At 52.1% G+C, this 15,631-nt stretch carries 12 protein-coding genes and 1 pseudogene; 11 read left to right on the top strand and 2 right to left on the bottom strand.

The window, feature by feature from the left end; genetic code table 11:
• Positions 1-253: pseudogene (locus BAA01_12420) on the bottom strand (transposase).
• Between the two features lie 224 nt (positions 254-477).
• Between BAA01_12420 and BAA01_12415 the strand changes: the two are divergent.
• The 11 genes from BAA01_12415 to BAA01_12365 all read left to right on the top strand — a co-directional run bounded on the left by BAA01_12415 (position 478) and on the right by BAA01_12365 (position 13,709).
• Positions 478-3,732 (top strand): helicase, encoded by a 3,255-nt coding sequence (locus BAA01_12415; GenBank protein ID OUM87337.1) that lies wholly within the window; start codon positions 478-480, stop codon positions 3,730-3,732.
• The gene (locus BAA01_12410) at positions 3,732-4,400 is read left to right on the top strand and encodes a hypothetical protein (protein ID OUM87336.1); all 669 of its coding nucleotides are present in this window, start codon (positions 3,732-3,734) and stop codon (positions 4,398-4,400) included. Before BAA01_12415 ends, BAA01_12410 begins: the two co-directional genes overlap by 1 nt.
• Positions 4,401-4,404: 4 nt before the next feature.
• Positions 4,405-6,297 carry a DNA methylase gene (locus BAA01_12405; GenBank protein OUM87335.1) on the top strand — a complete coding sequence of 631 codons (1,893 nt, stop codon included), beginning with the start codon at positions 4,405-4,407 and terminating at the stop codon, positions 6,295-6,297.
• Positions 6,298-6,312: 15 nt separating this feature from the next.
• Positions 6,313-9,369 carry a restriction endonuclease subunit R gene (locus tag BAA01_12400; protein OUM87334.1) on the top strand — a complete coding sequence of 1,019 codons (3,057 nt, stop codon included), beginning with the start codon at positions 6,313-6,315 and terminating at the stop codon, positions 9,367-9,369.
• A gap of 46 nt (positions 9,370-9,415) precedes the next feature.
• A complete protein-coding gene (locus BAA01_12395) occupies positions 9,416-10,561 on the top strand; it encodes a DNA-binding protein (GenBank protein ID OUM87333.1) in 1,146 nt (381 codons plus the stop codon).
• A gap of 2 nt (positions 10,562-10,563) precedes the next feature.
• Positions 10,564-11,091 carry a twitching motility protein PilT gene (locus tag BAA01_12390; protein ID OUM87332.1) on the top strand — a complete coding sequence of 176 codons (528 nt, stop codon included), beginning with the start codon at positions 10,564-10,566 and terminating at the stop codon, positions 11,089-11,091.
• A 1-nt stretch (position 11,092) separates the two neighbouring features.
• On the top strand, positions 11,093-12,454 hold the full coding sequence (locus tag BAA01_12385; protein OUM87331.1) for a hypothetical protein: 1,362 nt from the start codon (positions 11,093-11,095) through the stop codon (positions 12,452-12,454).
• Between the two features lie 194 nt (positions 12,455-12,648).
• Positions 12,649-12,870 (top strand): hypothetical protein, encoded by a 222-nt coding sequence (locus BAA01_12380; protein ID OUM87330.1) that lies wholly within the window; start codon positions 12,649-12,651, stop codon positions 12,868-12,870.
• Positions 12,870-13,160 carry a hypothetical protein gene (locus BAA01_12375; protein OUM87329.1) on the top strand — a complete coding sequence of 97 codons (291 nt, stop codon included), beginning with the start codon at positions 12,870-12,872 and terminating at the stop codon, positions 13,158-13,160. Before BAA01_12380 ends, BAA01_12375 begins: the two co-directional genes overlap by 1 nt.
• Positions 13,157-13,489 (top strand): hypothetical protein, encoded by a 333-nt coding sequence (locus BAA01_12370; protein ID OUM87328.1) that lies wholly within the window; start codon positions 13,157-13,159, stop codon positions 13,487-13,489. Before BAA01_12375 ends, BAA01_12370 begins: the two co-directional genes overlap by 4 nt.
• Positions 13,490-13,514: 25 nt before the next feature.
• Positions 13,515-13,709 carry a hypothetical protein gene (locus BAA01_12365; GenBank protein ID OUM87327.1) on the top strand — a complete coding sequence of 65 codons (195 nt, stop codon included), beginning with the start codon at positions 13,515-13,517 and terminating at the stop codon, positions 13,707-13,709.
• A 76-nt stretch (positions 13,710-13,785) separates the two neighbouring features.
• Here the strand turns inward: BAA01_12365 and BAA01_12360 are convergent, their stop codons facing one another.
• Positions 13,786-15,303: an alpha-N-arabinofuranosidase gene (locus BAA01_12360; protein ID OUM87326.1), complete on the bottom strand. Its 1,518-nt coding sequence runs from the start codon at positions 15,301-15,303 to the stop codon at positions 13,786-13,788.
• Between the last annotated feature and the right edge of the window lie 328 nt (positions 15,304-15,631).

The following is a 15,631-nucleotide window of genomic DNA, read 5'->3' as shown; positions in this document are numbered from 1 at the left end:
GCGGATCATATTGCAACTTGCGAAAATGAAAGAGCCGCTGGCAGCCGAGCACCCAGCCGACAATGAGATACAGCAGGATGCGGTGGAGGGGAAACAACGAGTTGTTTGCCTTCGCAAACGATAGCCCCTGCAGCGCCTTGGCGAGCTTGATTTTCTCGAGGTATTCCAGAAAGATTTTGGCGCCTCCGAAACTGGTCGCATGTCGCAGGGAAAATTCTGTCTTGATTTTGCTGACGGGTGTGGTAGACTTCACCTTAAAGGTGCTCCTTTCTTTGGCTGGGTTTTTTTCGTCAAACACCATTCTACCAAAGAACAGGAGCCCTTTTTATGTTTTTAAAAGAGTTTTACTTTCGAAATTCAGGATAAAAAATCTTAAAAAATAAAACTTAAGAAATCCGACAAGGAGAAAGCTTGAAAAATGTCGAATTAAGAAGAAGCCAACCATAATGCGGTTTCTGAATGAACCAGGGGCAAACCATGGAACTCATCAACAATGTCGACCATTTGCTTGGAGACAACCTCAAAACAGAACTCCGCAAGGGAAGCAAAGTCTCGATCGCCGCTTCCTGCTTTTCCATTTACGCCTATGAAGCGCTGATGGAAGAACTGAATGGGGTGGAGGAAGTCCGTTTCGTTTTCACGTCGCCCACGTTTATCACGGATCAAATCAAGAAGGAGAAACGGGAATTTTACATTCCGAGATTGAATCGGGAAAGAAGCCTGTACGGTTCCGAATTTGAAATCCGGATGAAAAACGAGCTGACGCTCAAAGCCATTGCCAGGGAATGCGGCGATTGGATCCGCCGGAAAGTGACGTTCAAATCGAACCGGACGAACGGTTCGATGCAGGGCATGATCCATATTCAAAACGGCAGAGAATCGGTCTCTTACGCGCCCATCGACGGTTTTACCACCGTCGATCTCGGTTATGAACGGGGAAATGCCCTTTCAAAGATTGTGCACAAAATTACAGAAGCGCCGTTTACGCAAGAATACCTGAATTTGTTCAACCAGTTGTGGAATGACAAAGACAAACTGGAAGACGTCACCCAACAGGTGCTGGACCACATCACCACCGTATATCAGGAGAACTCGCCCGAGTTTATTTATTTTGTCATCCTTTACAACATCTTCAGCGAATTCCTTTCGGACCTCACCGAGGACATCATTCCCAATGAGGCCACGGGATTCAAGAATACGGAAATCTGGAAACGCCTCTACCAGTTCCAGAAAGACGCCGTGATCGGCGCCATCAACAAGCTGGAAAAATACAACGGCTGCATTTTGGCGGACAGCGTCGGTCTCGGCAAGACATTCACTGCGCTGGGCGTCATCAAATACTACGAGCTGCGCAACAAAAACGTCCTGGTGCTGTGCCCCAAGAAACTGGGCGACAACTGGCTGACGTACAAGCAGAACGTGACCAACAACATCCTGTACGCCGACCGTTTCCGCTATGACGTGCTGTATCACACAGACGTGTCCCGCGAAAGCGGAAGGTCAAACGACATTCCCCTGGACCGGCTGAACTGGGGGAATTACGACCTGCTCGTCATTGACGAATCTCATAACTTCCGCAATAACGAACCGAAGAAGGACAAGGAAACCCGCTATCAGAAGCTGATGCGCAAGGTCATTAAAAGCGGCGTCAAAACGAAGGTGCTCATGCTTTCTGCCACGCCTGTGAACAACCGGTTCATGGACCTTCGCAACCAGCTGGCCTTGGCGTATGAAGGAAATCCGGAGGAAATCGACAGCAAGCTGGGGACGCAACGGGGCATCAACGACATTTTCAGGCGGGCCCAGGCTGCCTTCAACCAGTGGTCCAAACTGGACGCCCGCGAGCGGACGACGGAAAGGCTTCTGCAAATGCTGGATTTTGACTTCTTCGAGCTGTTGGACAGCCTGACGATCGCCCGTTCTCGCAAGCATATCCAGAAGTACTACAAGGCAGAGGAGATTGGCGAGTTTCCCAAGAGACTTCCGCCGAAATCGATCTTCTGGGATCTGACCGATCACCCGGATGTGATCGGGTTCAGGGAAATCTTTGCGGAACTTTCCAGGATCAATCTCGGCATTTACGCGCCTTTCAAGTACATTTTGCCAAGCCGCATTCGCTTCTACGAGGAGCTGTATGATACCAGTGTGCGGGGCGGAAGCGGCGTCTTCAAGCAGCTCGACCGCGAGGGCAATCTGCAGATCCTGATGCGGATCAATCTGCTCAAGCGGCTGGAAAGCTCGGTGGAGTCGTTTCGCATCACCCTGTCCAAAATCATTGCCAGATTGGACCAAACCCTGCATCAAATCGAAGCCTTCGAACGAAACGGAGAAGCCGCCACGGTGGGGTTCACGGAGATTGAAGGTGCCAATTTGGACGATGACGACTGGCTGGACGACGAGTTCAGCATCGGGGATACGATCCGCATCAATCTGGCTGACATGGATCTCATCCGCTGGAAAGAGGATTTGACGGATGACCGGAGAATCCTGTCCGGCCTGCTGGAGGAAATGCGGAAAATCACGCCGGAGCACGACAAAAAGCTGAGGGACCTCAAGGAGGTCATTGATCAGAAAATCCGGCAGCCCATCAATCCGGGAAACCGAAAAATCATCATTTTCAGCGCTTTTACGGACACCGTGGGGTACCTGTACGATCAGCTGGCCCAATACATGCTGGAGAAATACGGGATTCACACAGCGAAGATTGTCGGCAGCGATGAAAACAAAAACACCGCGGGGCTTCGCAACGATATCCATACGCTGCTGACCTGTTTTTCGCCGCGGTCCAAGGAGAAACACCTGACCATGCCCCACGTACAGGGGGAAATCGACCTGCTCATCGCCTCGGACTGCATTTCGGAGGGGCAGAACCTGCAGGATTGCGATTTTCTGGTCAACTACGATATCCACTGGAACCCCGTCCGGATTATCCAGCGCTTTGGCCGGATTGACCGGATCGGTTCCAGGAACAAAGAGATCCAGCTTGTAAACTTCTGGCCGAACATGACGCTGGACGAGTACATCCAGCTCAAAGAGCGGGTCGAAAACCGGATGGTCATCATGGATATGACGGCCACCGGCGACGACAACGTCCTGTTCCAGCAAACCAGCGATTTGGAGTACCGGAAGCAACAGTTGGAGCGTCTGATGAAGGAAGTCGTCGATCTGGAAGAAATGAACACCGGGGTTTCCATAACCGATCTGGGCTTGAACGATTTCCGCATGGATTTGGTGAACTACGTCAAGGAACACGGCGATCTTGACAAGGTACCAAACGGATTGCACGCCGTAGTTCCGGCGGATGAAGAAAAAGGCGCCAAGCCCGGGGTCGTTTTTGTCCTTCGAAATGTGAATGAAGAATTGAATGCAGACCGGCAAAACCGCCTTCACCCGTTTTATCTGGTTTACATCAGCGAAGAGGGTGAAGTACTGATCAATCATCTGGAAGTCAAAAAGACCCTGGATCTTCTCCGGGCGCTTTGCAGGGGACAATCAAGTCCGGTGATGGAAGCGTGCCGGGACTTCAACCGGGCGACGAAAGATGGCAGGAAGATGGACATGTACTCCGGTTTGCTCCAGGAAGCCATTCGCTCCATCATCCACGTGAAAGAGGAAAGCGATCTGGACAGCTTGTTCTCGGCGGGCGGAACGACCGCGTTGCTTAATGCCGTCAAGGGGATAGAGGATTTTGAACTCATCGCCTTCATCGTCATCCGGCGGGTGAACGCCTGATGTTCGGGCTGCCCGCAAGCACGTTGGTCAACCGCCGGATTCCGAAAACCAAATTTTACGAAAAGCTCCAGGCGGATCATCAACTGAGGGAACTGTTCACCCGTCAGATCGATACGATAGTCTGGAAACACAAGCTGTCCAGGGAAACGATCCATCTGGCACCGGGCGGAGATGTGGAAGAAATTCAGATTTTTGAAATCCATCTGAAGGAGCCCTCTTGCTCCCATGATTTGCTGCGCAGCATCGACAGGGCGATTCCCTACCCGATCTTGCATGTCCTGCTTTACGGGGATCAGGCCAAACTGGCCATCGCCCACAAGGAACGCAACCGGACGGATGAAAACCGCGCTGTTGTCCATGCCTATTACGAGACGGACTGGCAGCCGGCGGACAGGATTCAGTTGAATTTCCTTCAAGCAGTCGATTTAAAGGCGGTATACGAAAACATGATCCGCCAACTACTTCCTCACAAGACACGGCCGGAAACGGATTTGGCTGCCGCCCTGGAACGTCAGGCCCGGATTGACAGGCTGAAAAAAGAATACGAGCGACTGGAATCCAAAATCATTAAGGAAAAACAATTCCACATCAAGGTCGAGCTTAACCGGGAACTTCAGCGCAAGAAGAAGGAATTGCAAGAACTTCTCGATGAAGGATTGGAGGAATAGAGTTATGAAAAAACTGATGATGAAATCGGTGGATCTCACTCAGTCCAATATCGATAAAATCGCCGAACTTTTTCCAAATGTGATCACCGAAGTGCGCGATGAACAGGGAAATGTAAAACGGGCAGTCGATTTTGACCTGCTCAAACAGGAGCTTTCCGACGTGCTTGTTGAAGGAGAAAAAGAACGGTATCAATTGACTTGGCCGGGGAAGAAACAAGCTATTCTCAATGCAAATACACCGATCTACAAGACTTTACGTCCCGTCAAAGAGGACAGCGTGGATTGGGATAATACAAAGAACATTTACATAGAGGGTGACAATTTGGAAGTATTGAAACTCTTGCAAGAGTCGTATTTGAATAAAGTGAAGCTTATCTATATAGATCCGCCATACAATACAGGAAATGATTATATATATTTGGATAACTACAGGCAATCTGAAAAAGATTATCTTAATGCATCCGGTCAAATCGATGATAATGGGAATCAATTAATTTCTAATACTGTTTCAAATGGAAGATTTCATAGTAACTGGTTAACAATGATGTATCCTAGGATCAAAATTGCGAGGCAATTATTAAGGGAAGATGGAGCTTTGTTTGTGAGCATAGATGATAACGAAGTAGATAATCTTAAAAAAATATGTGATGAAATATTTGGAAGAGAAAATTATGTAGCTCAGTTTCCATGGAGGAAAAGAACTTCAAAGTCTGATGTGCCTTTTGGAGTATCGCAAGATTACGAATGGATTATATGTTATGCAAAAAGTAGTTCCTTTATCGCTTCGATTGAAGGTAAGGAGCGGAAGTATTATGAAACGCCGGATTTACCCAATAGACCTTGGAGAATCCATGACTTAACAAAACAAACAAGTGCCAGTGAACGTCCTAACAGTTTCTTTACTATTGTAAATCCAAAAACTGGGGAGGAATATCCAGCCGATCCGAATAGAACTTGGGCGATAACGAAAGATACTTTTCAAAAATACTATGAAGAAAACAGGATAGTATTCCCGGGTGACTATGATTTTTTAAAAATTAAAAAACCAATGCTTCGATATTTTAAAGAAGATGATATGAAAAAAGCCGGTGACTTTTTTGGTTATGTTGTTGTTAGTACACATTTACCCAAAGAAGTAGGAATGACACAAGATGGAACCAAGGAAATAAATGAATTATTTAAAGCGAAAGTATTTGGATTTCCAAAACCGGTCGAGTTAATAAAATATATTATAAAAATTTCAACTAGTCATGATAAAAATGCAATAATTATGGATTTCTTCTCTGGTTCTGCTACCACTGCTCATGCAGTATTAAAATTGAATGCTGAGGATGGAGGAAAACGTAGTTTCATCATGGTGCAGTATCCAGAAAAAACAGCTGAGAATTCCGAAGCTTATAAAGCCGGTTACAAAAACATTTGCGAAATCGGCAAAGAAAGGATCCGTCGAGCTGCAAAAAAAATTAAGGAGGAAACTGGAGCAGATATAGACTATGGTTTCCGGGTATTTCGTGTGGATTCCTCAAACATGAAGGATGTTTACTATTCACCCGACAGGTTGAACCAAAAAGACCTTCTTTCTTTGACCTCCAACATCAAGGAAGACCGTACCAGCGAAGATTTGCTCATCCAGGTCATGCTGGAGCTTGGGCTTGAGCTTTCGTTGCCGATGGAGACGAAACAAATCGAAGGAAAGACGGTTCATTACGTCGACGGCAACGCCTTGGTGGCCTGTTTTGACGACGAAGTGCCGGAATCCGTCATTCGGGAGATTGCCAAAGTTCAGCCGCTGAGGGCGGTCTTCCGCGACAGTTCCTTCGCGGACGATTCGGCGCGCATCAACGTGGAAGAACTGTTCAAGATGCTTTCGCCCATTACAGATGTCCGGGTGCTGTGAGGTGGAAGAAAGAGAATGAAGCTCAAGTTCAAACATCAGCAATTCCAGCTGGACGCCGTCAAGAGCGTGGTGGATTGTTTCGAGGGCCAGGTGAACGAAATGTCCAGGTTTACCCTGGACCGCGGCATCCGGCAGAAACCCGAACAGATCACCATGGAAGAAGCGCAAAATCCGGAACTTGTGACCGTCGGGTTCCGCAACAAGCCCATCATGCTTACGGATGAGGAACTTCTGGAGAACATCCGGAAGGTGCAGCGTCGCAACGGCCTGAAAGTGTCCGACCGCCTTGCCGTGACGCCCAAAGTCCGCTGCAACCTGACCGTGGAGATGGAGACGGGCACCGGCAAGACGTATACCTACATCCGCACCATGTTCGAGCTGTACAAAAAGTACGGCTGGAGCAAATACATCGTCGTGGTGCCGTCCATCGCCGTCCGGGAAGGCGTGCTGAAAACCTTCCAGATCACGGAAGACCATTTCATGGCCGAATACGGTTGCAAGGCCCGCTATTTTGTCTACAACTCCAAGCAGTTGCATCAAATCGAAACGTTTGCCCGGGATGCGGGCATCAACGTCATGATCATCAACATGCAGGCGTTTAACGCAAGGGGGAAGGACGCCAGAAGAATCCGGATGGAACTGGACGATTTCAACAGCCGCGTGCCTTTGGAAGTGCTGGCCAGCACCAACCCCATCCTGATCATCGACGAACCGCAGTCCGTTGAGGGCAAAGAGACAAAGGAAGCCCTCAAGGAATTCAATCCGCTTTTTGTGCTGCGGTATTCGGCCACGCACAAAGAAGAGTTCAACAAGGTATACCGTCTCGACGCGCTGGACGCCTACAACAAGAAACTCGTCAAAAAGATCACCGTCAAGGGGATTTCCGCCAAGGTCACGAGCGGGACGAACAGTTATCTGTATCTTGAAAGGATTGAAATCAGCTCGAAACACCCTCCCGTTGCCATTCTCGAGTTTGAAGTGAAAACCAATTCCGGGATCGTCCGCAAAACGTTTCGGGTCAAACACAACGACGACCTGTACCAACTGTCCGGGGAACTGGAGCAATACCGGGGATACAAGGTCTCCGAAATCAACGGGCGCAACAACAGTATCAGTTTTGCCAACGGCGTCACGCTTTACGCCGGCGACTTGCAGGGCGACGCGGGGGAACTGCATTTCCGGCGCATCCAGATTCGAGAAACGATCAAATCGCACTTCGAGAAGGAAAGGGAACTTTTTCACAAAGGAATCAAGGTGCTGTCACTGTTTTTCATCGACGAGGTGGCGAAATATCGCCAATACGGCGAGGATGGCACCCCAAGGAACGGGATCTACGCGGACATTTTCGAAGAGGAGTATACGGCTCTCCTCAACGAACAGCTTTCCCTGTTTTCCGATGATCCTTATATCAAGTACCTGAACGGGATTCGGGTTCAGGACACCCACAAGGGGTATTTTTCGATCGACAAGAAAAGCAACCGTCTGGTCGATCCCAAGGTGTCGGGACGGGAAGGCGATTCTGACGACGTGGACGCGTATGATCTGATCATGCGCGATAAGGAAAGGCTGCTCAGTTTCTCGGAGCCGACGCGGTTCATTTTCTCCCATTCGGCACTCAAGGAAGGCTGGGACAATCCCAATGTGTTTCAAATTTGCACGCTCAAGCACAGTGATTCGACCATCAAGAAGCGGCAGGAAGTCGGACGCGGCCTCCGGTTGTGCGTGAACCAGGAAGGGGAACGGATGGACGACAGCGTCCTCGGAGATGATGTTCACAAGATCAATGTGCTGACCGTCATCGCCAGCGAATCCTATGAGGAGTTTGCAAGGCAGTTACAAAGCGAGATCGCGAAGACCCTGTCCGACCGTCCGCGCAGGGTGGATCAAGCGTTCTTCCTGGACAAGGTGCTCTCCAACGATCGCGGCGAAAAGCTGAAGCTGGATGATGTTTTGGCCGGAAGACTGATGCATGCTTTCATCAGAAACGGGTATCTGGATGAAGACTATCAGTTGACGAACGCCTATTTCGAGGCGGTGGGAAACCGCAGCCTCAATCTTCCCGAAGAGTTGAAAGGGTTTCAGGCGCCGCTGGTGGAACTGCTCAATACCGTCTACGTGGAGGGCAAAACGGCTCTCGCGGAGAACGCACGCAACAATGTTTCCAGTGGGGTCAATCAGAATTATTACAGGAAAGAGTTCCAAACACTTTGGAACCACATCAACCGAAAATCGGTGTACACCGTCAAATTCGACTCCGACGAACTTGTGCGAAAATGCATCCGGGCTTTGGATACCCAGCTCCAGGTGCCCGGGATCCGCTTTACCGTTCGTCACGGCGAGCTCAAGCGCATTCAGTCCAGGGAACAACTTCAGGCAGGGGAAGCTTTTGAGACGCGGGAAAGCAGGACAGAGTTTGTCGAAGGGCAGCCGGAATTCCGTGTGAAATACGATTTGATCGGCAAGCTCATGGACGAGACGAAGCTGACGCGAAAGACGATTGTGGCCATTTTGACGGGGATCAAGGAAAGCACGTTCCTGCAGTTTCGCAAAAACCCGGAAGAATTCATGCTTCGCGCCGCCAGGCTGATCAACGAACAAAAGGCCGCGATGATCATCGAGTCCATTACGTACGATATCCTCAATGATCGTTTTGACGCGGCGATTTTTACGCAAAACACGCTGTCGGGAAAATTGGGTGAAAATGCCATTCAGGTGCAAAAACACGTGTACGATATCGTCGTGACGGATTCCAAGGTGGAGCGTGAATTTGCACAGGAACTGGACGCCAGCGAGGAGGTTCTGGTCTACGCCAAGCTTCCAAGAGGATTTTACATTCCGACGCCGCTGGGCAAGTACAATCCGGACTGGGCGATCGTGTTCCGGGAAGGCGACGTAAAGTACATTTACTTCATCGCTGAAACGAAAGGTTCCATGGAATCCCTGGAACTGAGGGAAGTGGAAAAGGCGAAAATCGAATGCGCCCGGAAGCATTTCGCCAGGCTCAATACCGCCCGGCTCAAGTATGACGTTGTGGATAGCTATGAAAAATTGCTGGAAATTGTAAAATCCTGAGAAGTTTCCGATAAACTAAATTGAAGTACAGAAAGGCGGTGGAGAAGTGGCAAGGGTGGCCGTAAATCCGGAGTTGATCCGATGGGCGATCCAACGCGCGGATGCTGGCGAATGGATCGAAAAAAGATTTCCCATGGTCACGAAATGGCTGAAAAATGAAACCCGGCCGACGCTGAAACAGCTGGAACAATTCGCGAAAGCCACTTCCACGCCTCTGGGATATTTCTTTCTGCCCAAACCGCCGGAGATCAAGCTTCCCATTCCCCATTACAGAACTGTCGGTGATGCGCAAGCTGCCAAACCAAGCGTCAACTTGCTGGAAACCATCTACATGATGCAGCGGCGGCAGGCCTGGATGCGGGAATATTTGATGGATTTGGGGCATGAACCACTTCCTTTTGTCGGTTCCTGGAAACTGTCGTCCCATCCCCGTGAAGTAGCTCAAAACATGAGGAATACCCTGGGGTTGGGAAACGGTTGGGCGTCCGTCTGTAGAAGCTGGACGGAAGCCTTGCAATATTTGCTGGGCAAAATTGAGGAGATCGGCATCCTGGTCGTCAGAAACGGCATTGTCGGGAACAACACGCACCGAAAGCTGGACGTGAATGAGTTTCGGGGTTTTGTGCTGGTGGATGAATATGCGCCTCTCATTTTCATCAATGGTGCTGACGGAAAGGCTGCCCAAATGTTTACGGTAGCGCATGAACTTGCCCACATCTGGTACGGAGAAAGCGCGGCTTTCGATCTTTCCGGGTTGCAGCCTTCCGCCCAGCAGATTGAACAGGTTTGCAATCAAACGGCTGCGGAGTTTCTTGTTCCGGAAGATGAAATGAGAGTTACATGGCGTCATGTGCAATATGTTAACGATCGGTTCAATCATTTGGCCAGACATTTCAAAGTGAGCAGCATAGTAGCGGCTCGCAGGGCGCTGGATTTGCAACTCATCACCAAGGATGAATTTTTCGATTTTTACCGCGATTGGATGGAAAACGAATATGAAAAGTCCCGGGATGATGATGGCCGAGGCAATTTCTATCGCAATCAGAACTTCCGCGTTGGTCGGCGTTTCGCGGAGGCTGTATTTGCAAGCGTAAAGGAAGGACGTCTGCTTTATACGGAGGCATACAGACTTACAGGACTGAGCGGGGACGCCTTTGTGAAGTATGGGAAATATCTTGGTTTTGAGGTGTAGTTATGGCCCAGTCCGTCCAACCCGTCCAATCCACCAAAACTATCCGTTTTGTACTGGATGCCAATGTTTTTATTAACGCTCACAGGCTATATTATGCATTTGACATAGTCCCATGTTTTTGGCGTGTGCTTGTTGAGCTGGCACGAAGGGGACTTATCGCTAGCATTGATCGAGTGAAAGATGAATTGCAAAAAAACGATGATCCGTTGAAAAAGTGGGCATTATCCGAATTTGATCATTGGTTTTTGTCAACAGATACTGAAGAGGTATTGGATTCCTATGGCCAATTAATGTTCTGGTCATTTGGAAATCCTCATTATGAAGACGTTGCAAAACATCAATTTGCCGATGAGGCGGACAGTTGGCTGGTTGCTTTTGCAAAAGCATATAACTATATTGTTGTAACTCATGAGCAACCCAATCATTCACCCAAAAAAATAAAAATTCCGAACGCTTGCAAAGCCATGGGGGTTCGATATATGAACACTTTTGAAATGCTTCGAAAGTTAAATGTAAAGGTATGTGCATAATATGTTGGCTGGAGAGGAAGGGGTTTCCATCATGCGTTACATGAAGCGCCTGGCGGTACTGGGCGTTTTTTTTGCTGTCATGTTGTCAGCTTGCTCGAGAGGAGAACCGAATCCTCCCGGCACGGGGGGAACCCCGTCGCCGCAGGGACAACAGACGGAGCCGGCGGGCACTCCGTCCGCCTCGTCTTCGGCACCGTCGCCGTCGCCAACGTCCCCGGCTTCCCAAGCGGGCGGTCAGACGGCCGAGCCGGAAAATTCCGCGGAAGAACCCGACGTGGCAGCCGCACTTCCCGGCTCTCCCATCGAAGAATATGTGGCGCTACCCAAGGATCAATTGGTTGAGGCGCTGAAAGCCCTGAGCGACCGGGAAGTGCTGGTGACGGCGAGGGAAAGGGCGTCGGGCCGGTGGTTTGAATACCGGGTGGACATGGAAGCCCGAACCGTCACCGCCCTGGGCGAAATCCCTGACCGGACCGGTTATGAATCCGTCAGCCCGACCGGAGAATGGACGGCGACCTGGGACCGGGACACGCCCGGCATCTGGGGCGTGTCCGCCCGAACCGGCGAGAAGGTCCAATGGACGAAGGGCAACGGCGACTGGAGCCCGATCTGGCGCAGCGACGGCAGCGGCTTCTACTACCTGCACGACACGGGCGAGAATCTGGGCGACGGAGCCGGACCGAAACATGCGCTGGCCTATTATGACATCCGGACGGGAAAACAGGAGATTCTCCCGTTCGAGCAGGGGTTCTGGGGGCACATCACCTGGCTGGAGCCGGACCGCAGCATCGTGGCCTACAACGGTTTCGACGATGTAACCGGCGTAAAGATCGTGAACCTCCGGGACAAGACGGAGAAACAGATTTTGAAGGCCTATATCCATGAGCTCGTTTCCACGGCGGTGCATCCGGCCAAGGCGCGCTTCCTGGTGAGCCGGAACGGCTGGTTCATCTGGTACGACGGAAAAGGGAACGAGATCGAACGGGTGGCGTGGCCGGCCGGACTGGACGAATACACGAAAAAAAGCCCCCGCTATACGAAGGAAGATGACAAGAACAATCCCTATTACGAGCTCACGGGAGGTTACGCCCGCATCATGCCGCATCTGTTCCGGTTTTCGCCGGACGGCGGCCGTCTTGCCTATCTGCTCGGCGTAACCGGCATGAGCATCGACGATCCGATGCCGGGCACGCGGATCGTGGTGAGCCGCGACAACGGCGCGGAACCTGCCTTCGTCACGCCGGATTACGCGCGCATCAGCTGCCTGGAATGGGCGCCTTCCGGTGACCGGCTGTTTGTCGCGTTCAACGTCGACGGCGCACAGGAACGGCATTATGTGGGATGGGTGCGGGCCGGTTCGTGAAACCGGCCTTCAGCCCGTTGGCAAAACCCCGAAACGGGGCTTTGCCAACGGGCTGCGGAAAGCCCGCTACGAGGCGGGCTTTCCGTTTTTCAAGAAATTTACCCCGTGATCGCATAAATGTGAATCTTCCGCTTGCCGCCGGCCGCCCTTTATAATCGGAACTGTGAAGTGAAAACCAAAGAAAAACAGATCCGATGCGGGAGGTCAGGTCAACGAAAAAACGGTTGGGAATCGCCATCTTGATGTTGTTATTTACCCTTTCCGTGGTGTCCTACATGGTGAATGAAGCGATGGGCGTCGATCCGAACTACGGCTTCGGGACGGCGGTTGCGCTCATCATTTTCGCCTTCGCGCTCCTTTTGACGTCGCTTTACCAGCTCGCGTTCGGCCGCCGGATGGAAGGGGGCGAATGCTGATGGGCCAGGTCCTCAAACGGGCCGTTCCGCATGCGGTGCTGCTGGCGTATGTCGCTGCCGTCCTCTTTCCGTTCGTGTTCGTCGTGTTTTCCTTGCTGAAAGGAAGCAACGTGGACATCGCGACCAACCCGTTCGGTTTGCCGAAAGAGTGGCACCTGGAAAATTACGTGGAGGCCTGGGTCAAAGCCAAAATCGGCGTCTATTTTTTCAACAGCGTCTATTTGTCGTTCACGTCCGCGCTCGCCGGCGCCCTGCTGGCCGCCGCCACGGCGTTCGCCTTGTCCGGATGAAATTCCCGCGCTTCGGCAAGTGGATCCATCAAACGGTGCTCATCGGCATGTTCATCCCGGGCAATGTGCTGTTTATCGCGCAATATTTGCTGGTGATGAAGCTTGGCGTGCTGAACACGCACTGGGCGCTGTTTCTCCCTTACACGGCGGGCGCGTTGCCGCTCGGCGTACTGCTCCTGGCGGCGTTCATGAAGTCGCTGCCCGGCGAACTGGAAGAGGCGGCGATCATGGACGGATTGAGTTCCGCGGGGCTTTTTGGTGGTCGGGACGTACAACGCCACCTTTGCGGCGGAACAAACCGAACTGGTGAACCGTCTGCTGGCCTGTGACGGGGTGAAGGTGACGGTAACGGCGTTGCGCAATCCGTATGATTGGCTTGCATTTCCGGAGGTTCACGCCTACGTGGCCTGTTACGAGAACACCCCTTGCATGATGGAAGCACTGGCCGAAGTGCTGGTCGGGGAAGCGGAAGCCCGGGGCCGTTTGCCGGTCACGTTGTCCGAGCGGTATCCGTTCGGGCATGGGGCTTCGGAAGGCCATGAAGGATGAGAGGATGAACCAAATATATATCCCCTTCCGTCTACGCATTCACGCCGTCAACGGAAGGGGATTTTTGCCGAACCGGTCAGGCCGTTTCCGCGACTTTCAGCCGGATCACGTTCCACGACGCCTTCCCGAGCACAGCTTCCACGTTGGAGCCGTCGGCCTTGGCGTTGCCTCGGTTGTGGGGCTTCACGCGATTCGGGTTTTGCGCGTCGTTGACCGCTTTCAGGTCCTCGTGTTCAAGCACGAGATGTTCGATGACGCGGCAGGCGCCGAAGCTGCGCAGGTCGACGCGCAGCGGCAGCGGCCGCTCCAGGTCGCGGTTGACGGCGAACACGGTCACTTCCCCGGCTTCTTCGTTGTGGATCGCGATCGCTTCCAGATAGGGAACGTCCGTCACTTCTTTCGTATCGTATTTCGGGGATGTCACGAGCGGAACGAGCGCCTTCCCGCGCCCGTACAGCGACGCGTGAAGGAACGGGTAATAGATCGTCTGCGCCCACGCCTTGCCGCCGTTTTCGGTCATGATCGGCGCGATGACATTGACGAGCTGGGCCAGGCATGCGATTTTCACCCGGTCGGCGTGCTTGAGCAGGCTGATCAGCATGCAGCCGACGACGAGCGCGTCCTCCATGGTGTAAATATCCTCCAGCTGCGGCGGCGCAATCTGCCACGGTTCCAGCTTGCGATCCTGTTCGTTGGAGTGGTACCAGACGTTCCATTCGTCAAATGACAGATACATCGTCTTTTTGCTGCGCTTTTTGGCCTTGACGTAGTCGCAGATGGCGACGACGCTGCGGATGAATTCGTCCATCTGCAGCGAGCGGGCGAGAAACAGCGGCGTGTCGTTGTCCCGGTTGCCGTAATAGGTATGCAGCGACAAATAGTCCACATGCTCGTACGTATGATCAAGCACCGTCGCTTCCCATTCGGCGAACGTCGGCATGCCCTGGCCGGAACTGCCGCACGCCACCAGCTCGATATCGGGATCGACCCATTTCATGACCTTGGCGGTTTCCAGGGCAAGACGCCCGTATTCCTCCGCCGTTTTGTGGCCGATTTGCCAAGGTCCGTCCATTTCGTTGCCGAGACACCATATCTTGATCTTGTGCGGCTCGCGGTACCCGTGGCTGATGCGCAGGTCGCTCCAATACGTGCCCGACGGATGGTTGGCGTATTCGACTGCGGTGCGCGCCTCGTCGATGCCCTGCGTGCCGAGGTTGACCGCCCACATAACCTGAGCGCCTGCCGCCCGGCACCAGTCAACGAATTCGTTCATCCCGAACTGGTTCGTTTCGATGGTACGCCAGGCCAGCTCCAGGCGGCGTTTGCGCTGCTCTTTCGGGCCGATGCCGTCCCGCCAGTCGTAGCCGGAGACGAAGTTGCCGCCCGGATAGCGGACGATCGACACGAGCAGCGCTTTCACCAGTTCCAGCACATCCCGGCGAAAACCGCGTTCGTCCGCGGACGGATGACCCGGCTCGTAAATGCCCCCGTACACCGCCCGGCCGAGATGTTCAATGAACGAGCCGAACAGCCGATCGTCCACCTGCCCGATGATGAAGTCCTTGTCGACGATCAAGGTTGCTTGCTGCGACAACAGAATCCACTCCCCTGATTTGTTAATAAAATTATTAACCCTAAATTTCGAAAGCCCATTGTTTCGGTAAAATCACGAGATGTTAGCGCATAACACCCTGTAAATAACAGGGAAGTTCCCAGCCAGACAACTCCCCGTCAGCGTTGAAAGGTATTCCTCCCCCCTCCCCCACCGCAAGGGGCTTTTGGTTTTCCATGTAAAATTGTGGGAATCTCTAACCTGACATGGTCGCCAGCCGCGCTTCGATTCGCTTCCACGCATGGCGGTATGGAAAGTCGTGAGCCAGTTTCAGGATGAGCTTCCGGCTGTGCCGAACGATCGTCGCCGC

It is taken from the genome of Bacillus thermozeamaize, assembly GCA_002159075.1.
Classification (GTDB): Bacteria; Bacillota; Bacilli; order ZCTH02-B2; family ZCTH02-B2; genus Bacillus_BB; species Bacillus_BB thermozeamaize.
Note: the sequence above shows the minus strand (reverse complement) of the source record. Positions and strands in the feature narration are given on the sequence as shown.

Excerpts from the sequence above, each read along its gene's own strand:
- BAA01_12400 (OUM87334.1), top strand. The coding sequence starts at position 6,313 with ATGAAGCTCAAGTTCAAACATCAGCAATTCCAGCTGGACGCCGTCAAG.
- BAA01_12410 (OUM87336.1), top strand. The coding sequence starts at position 3,732 with ATGTTCGGGCTGCCCGCAAGCACGTTGGTCAACCGCCGGATTCCGAAA.
- BAA01_12380 (OUM87330.1), top strand. The coding sequence starts at position 12,649 with ATGCGGGAGGTCAGGTCAACGAAAAAACGGTTGGGAATCGCCATCTTG.
- BAA01_12390 (OUM87332.1), top strand. The coding sequence starts at position 10,564 with ATGGCCCAGTCCGTCCAACCCGTCCAATCCACCAAAACTATCCGTTTT.
- BAA01_12375 (OUM87329.1), top strand. The coding sequence starts at position 12,870 with ATGGGCCAGGTCCTCAAACGGGCCGTTCCGCATGCGGTGCTGCTGGCG.
- BAA01_12370 (OUM87328.1), top strand. The coding sequence starts at position 13,157 with ATGAAATTCCCGCGCTTCGGCAAGTGGATCCATCAAACGGTGCTCATC.
- BAA01_12415 (OUM87337.1), top strand. The coding sequence starts at position 478 with ATGGAACTCATCAACAATGTCGACCATTTGCTTGGAGACAACCTCAAA.
- BAA01_12385 (OUM87331.1), top strand. The coding sequence starts at position 11,093 with ATGTTGGCTGGAGAGGAAGGGGTTTCCATCATGCGTTACATGAAGCGC.
- BAA01_12405 (OUM87335.1), top strand. The coding sequence starts at position 4,405 with ATGAAAAAACTGATGATGAAATCGGTGGATCTCACTCAGTCCAATATC.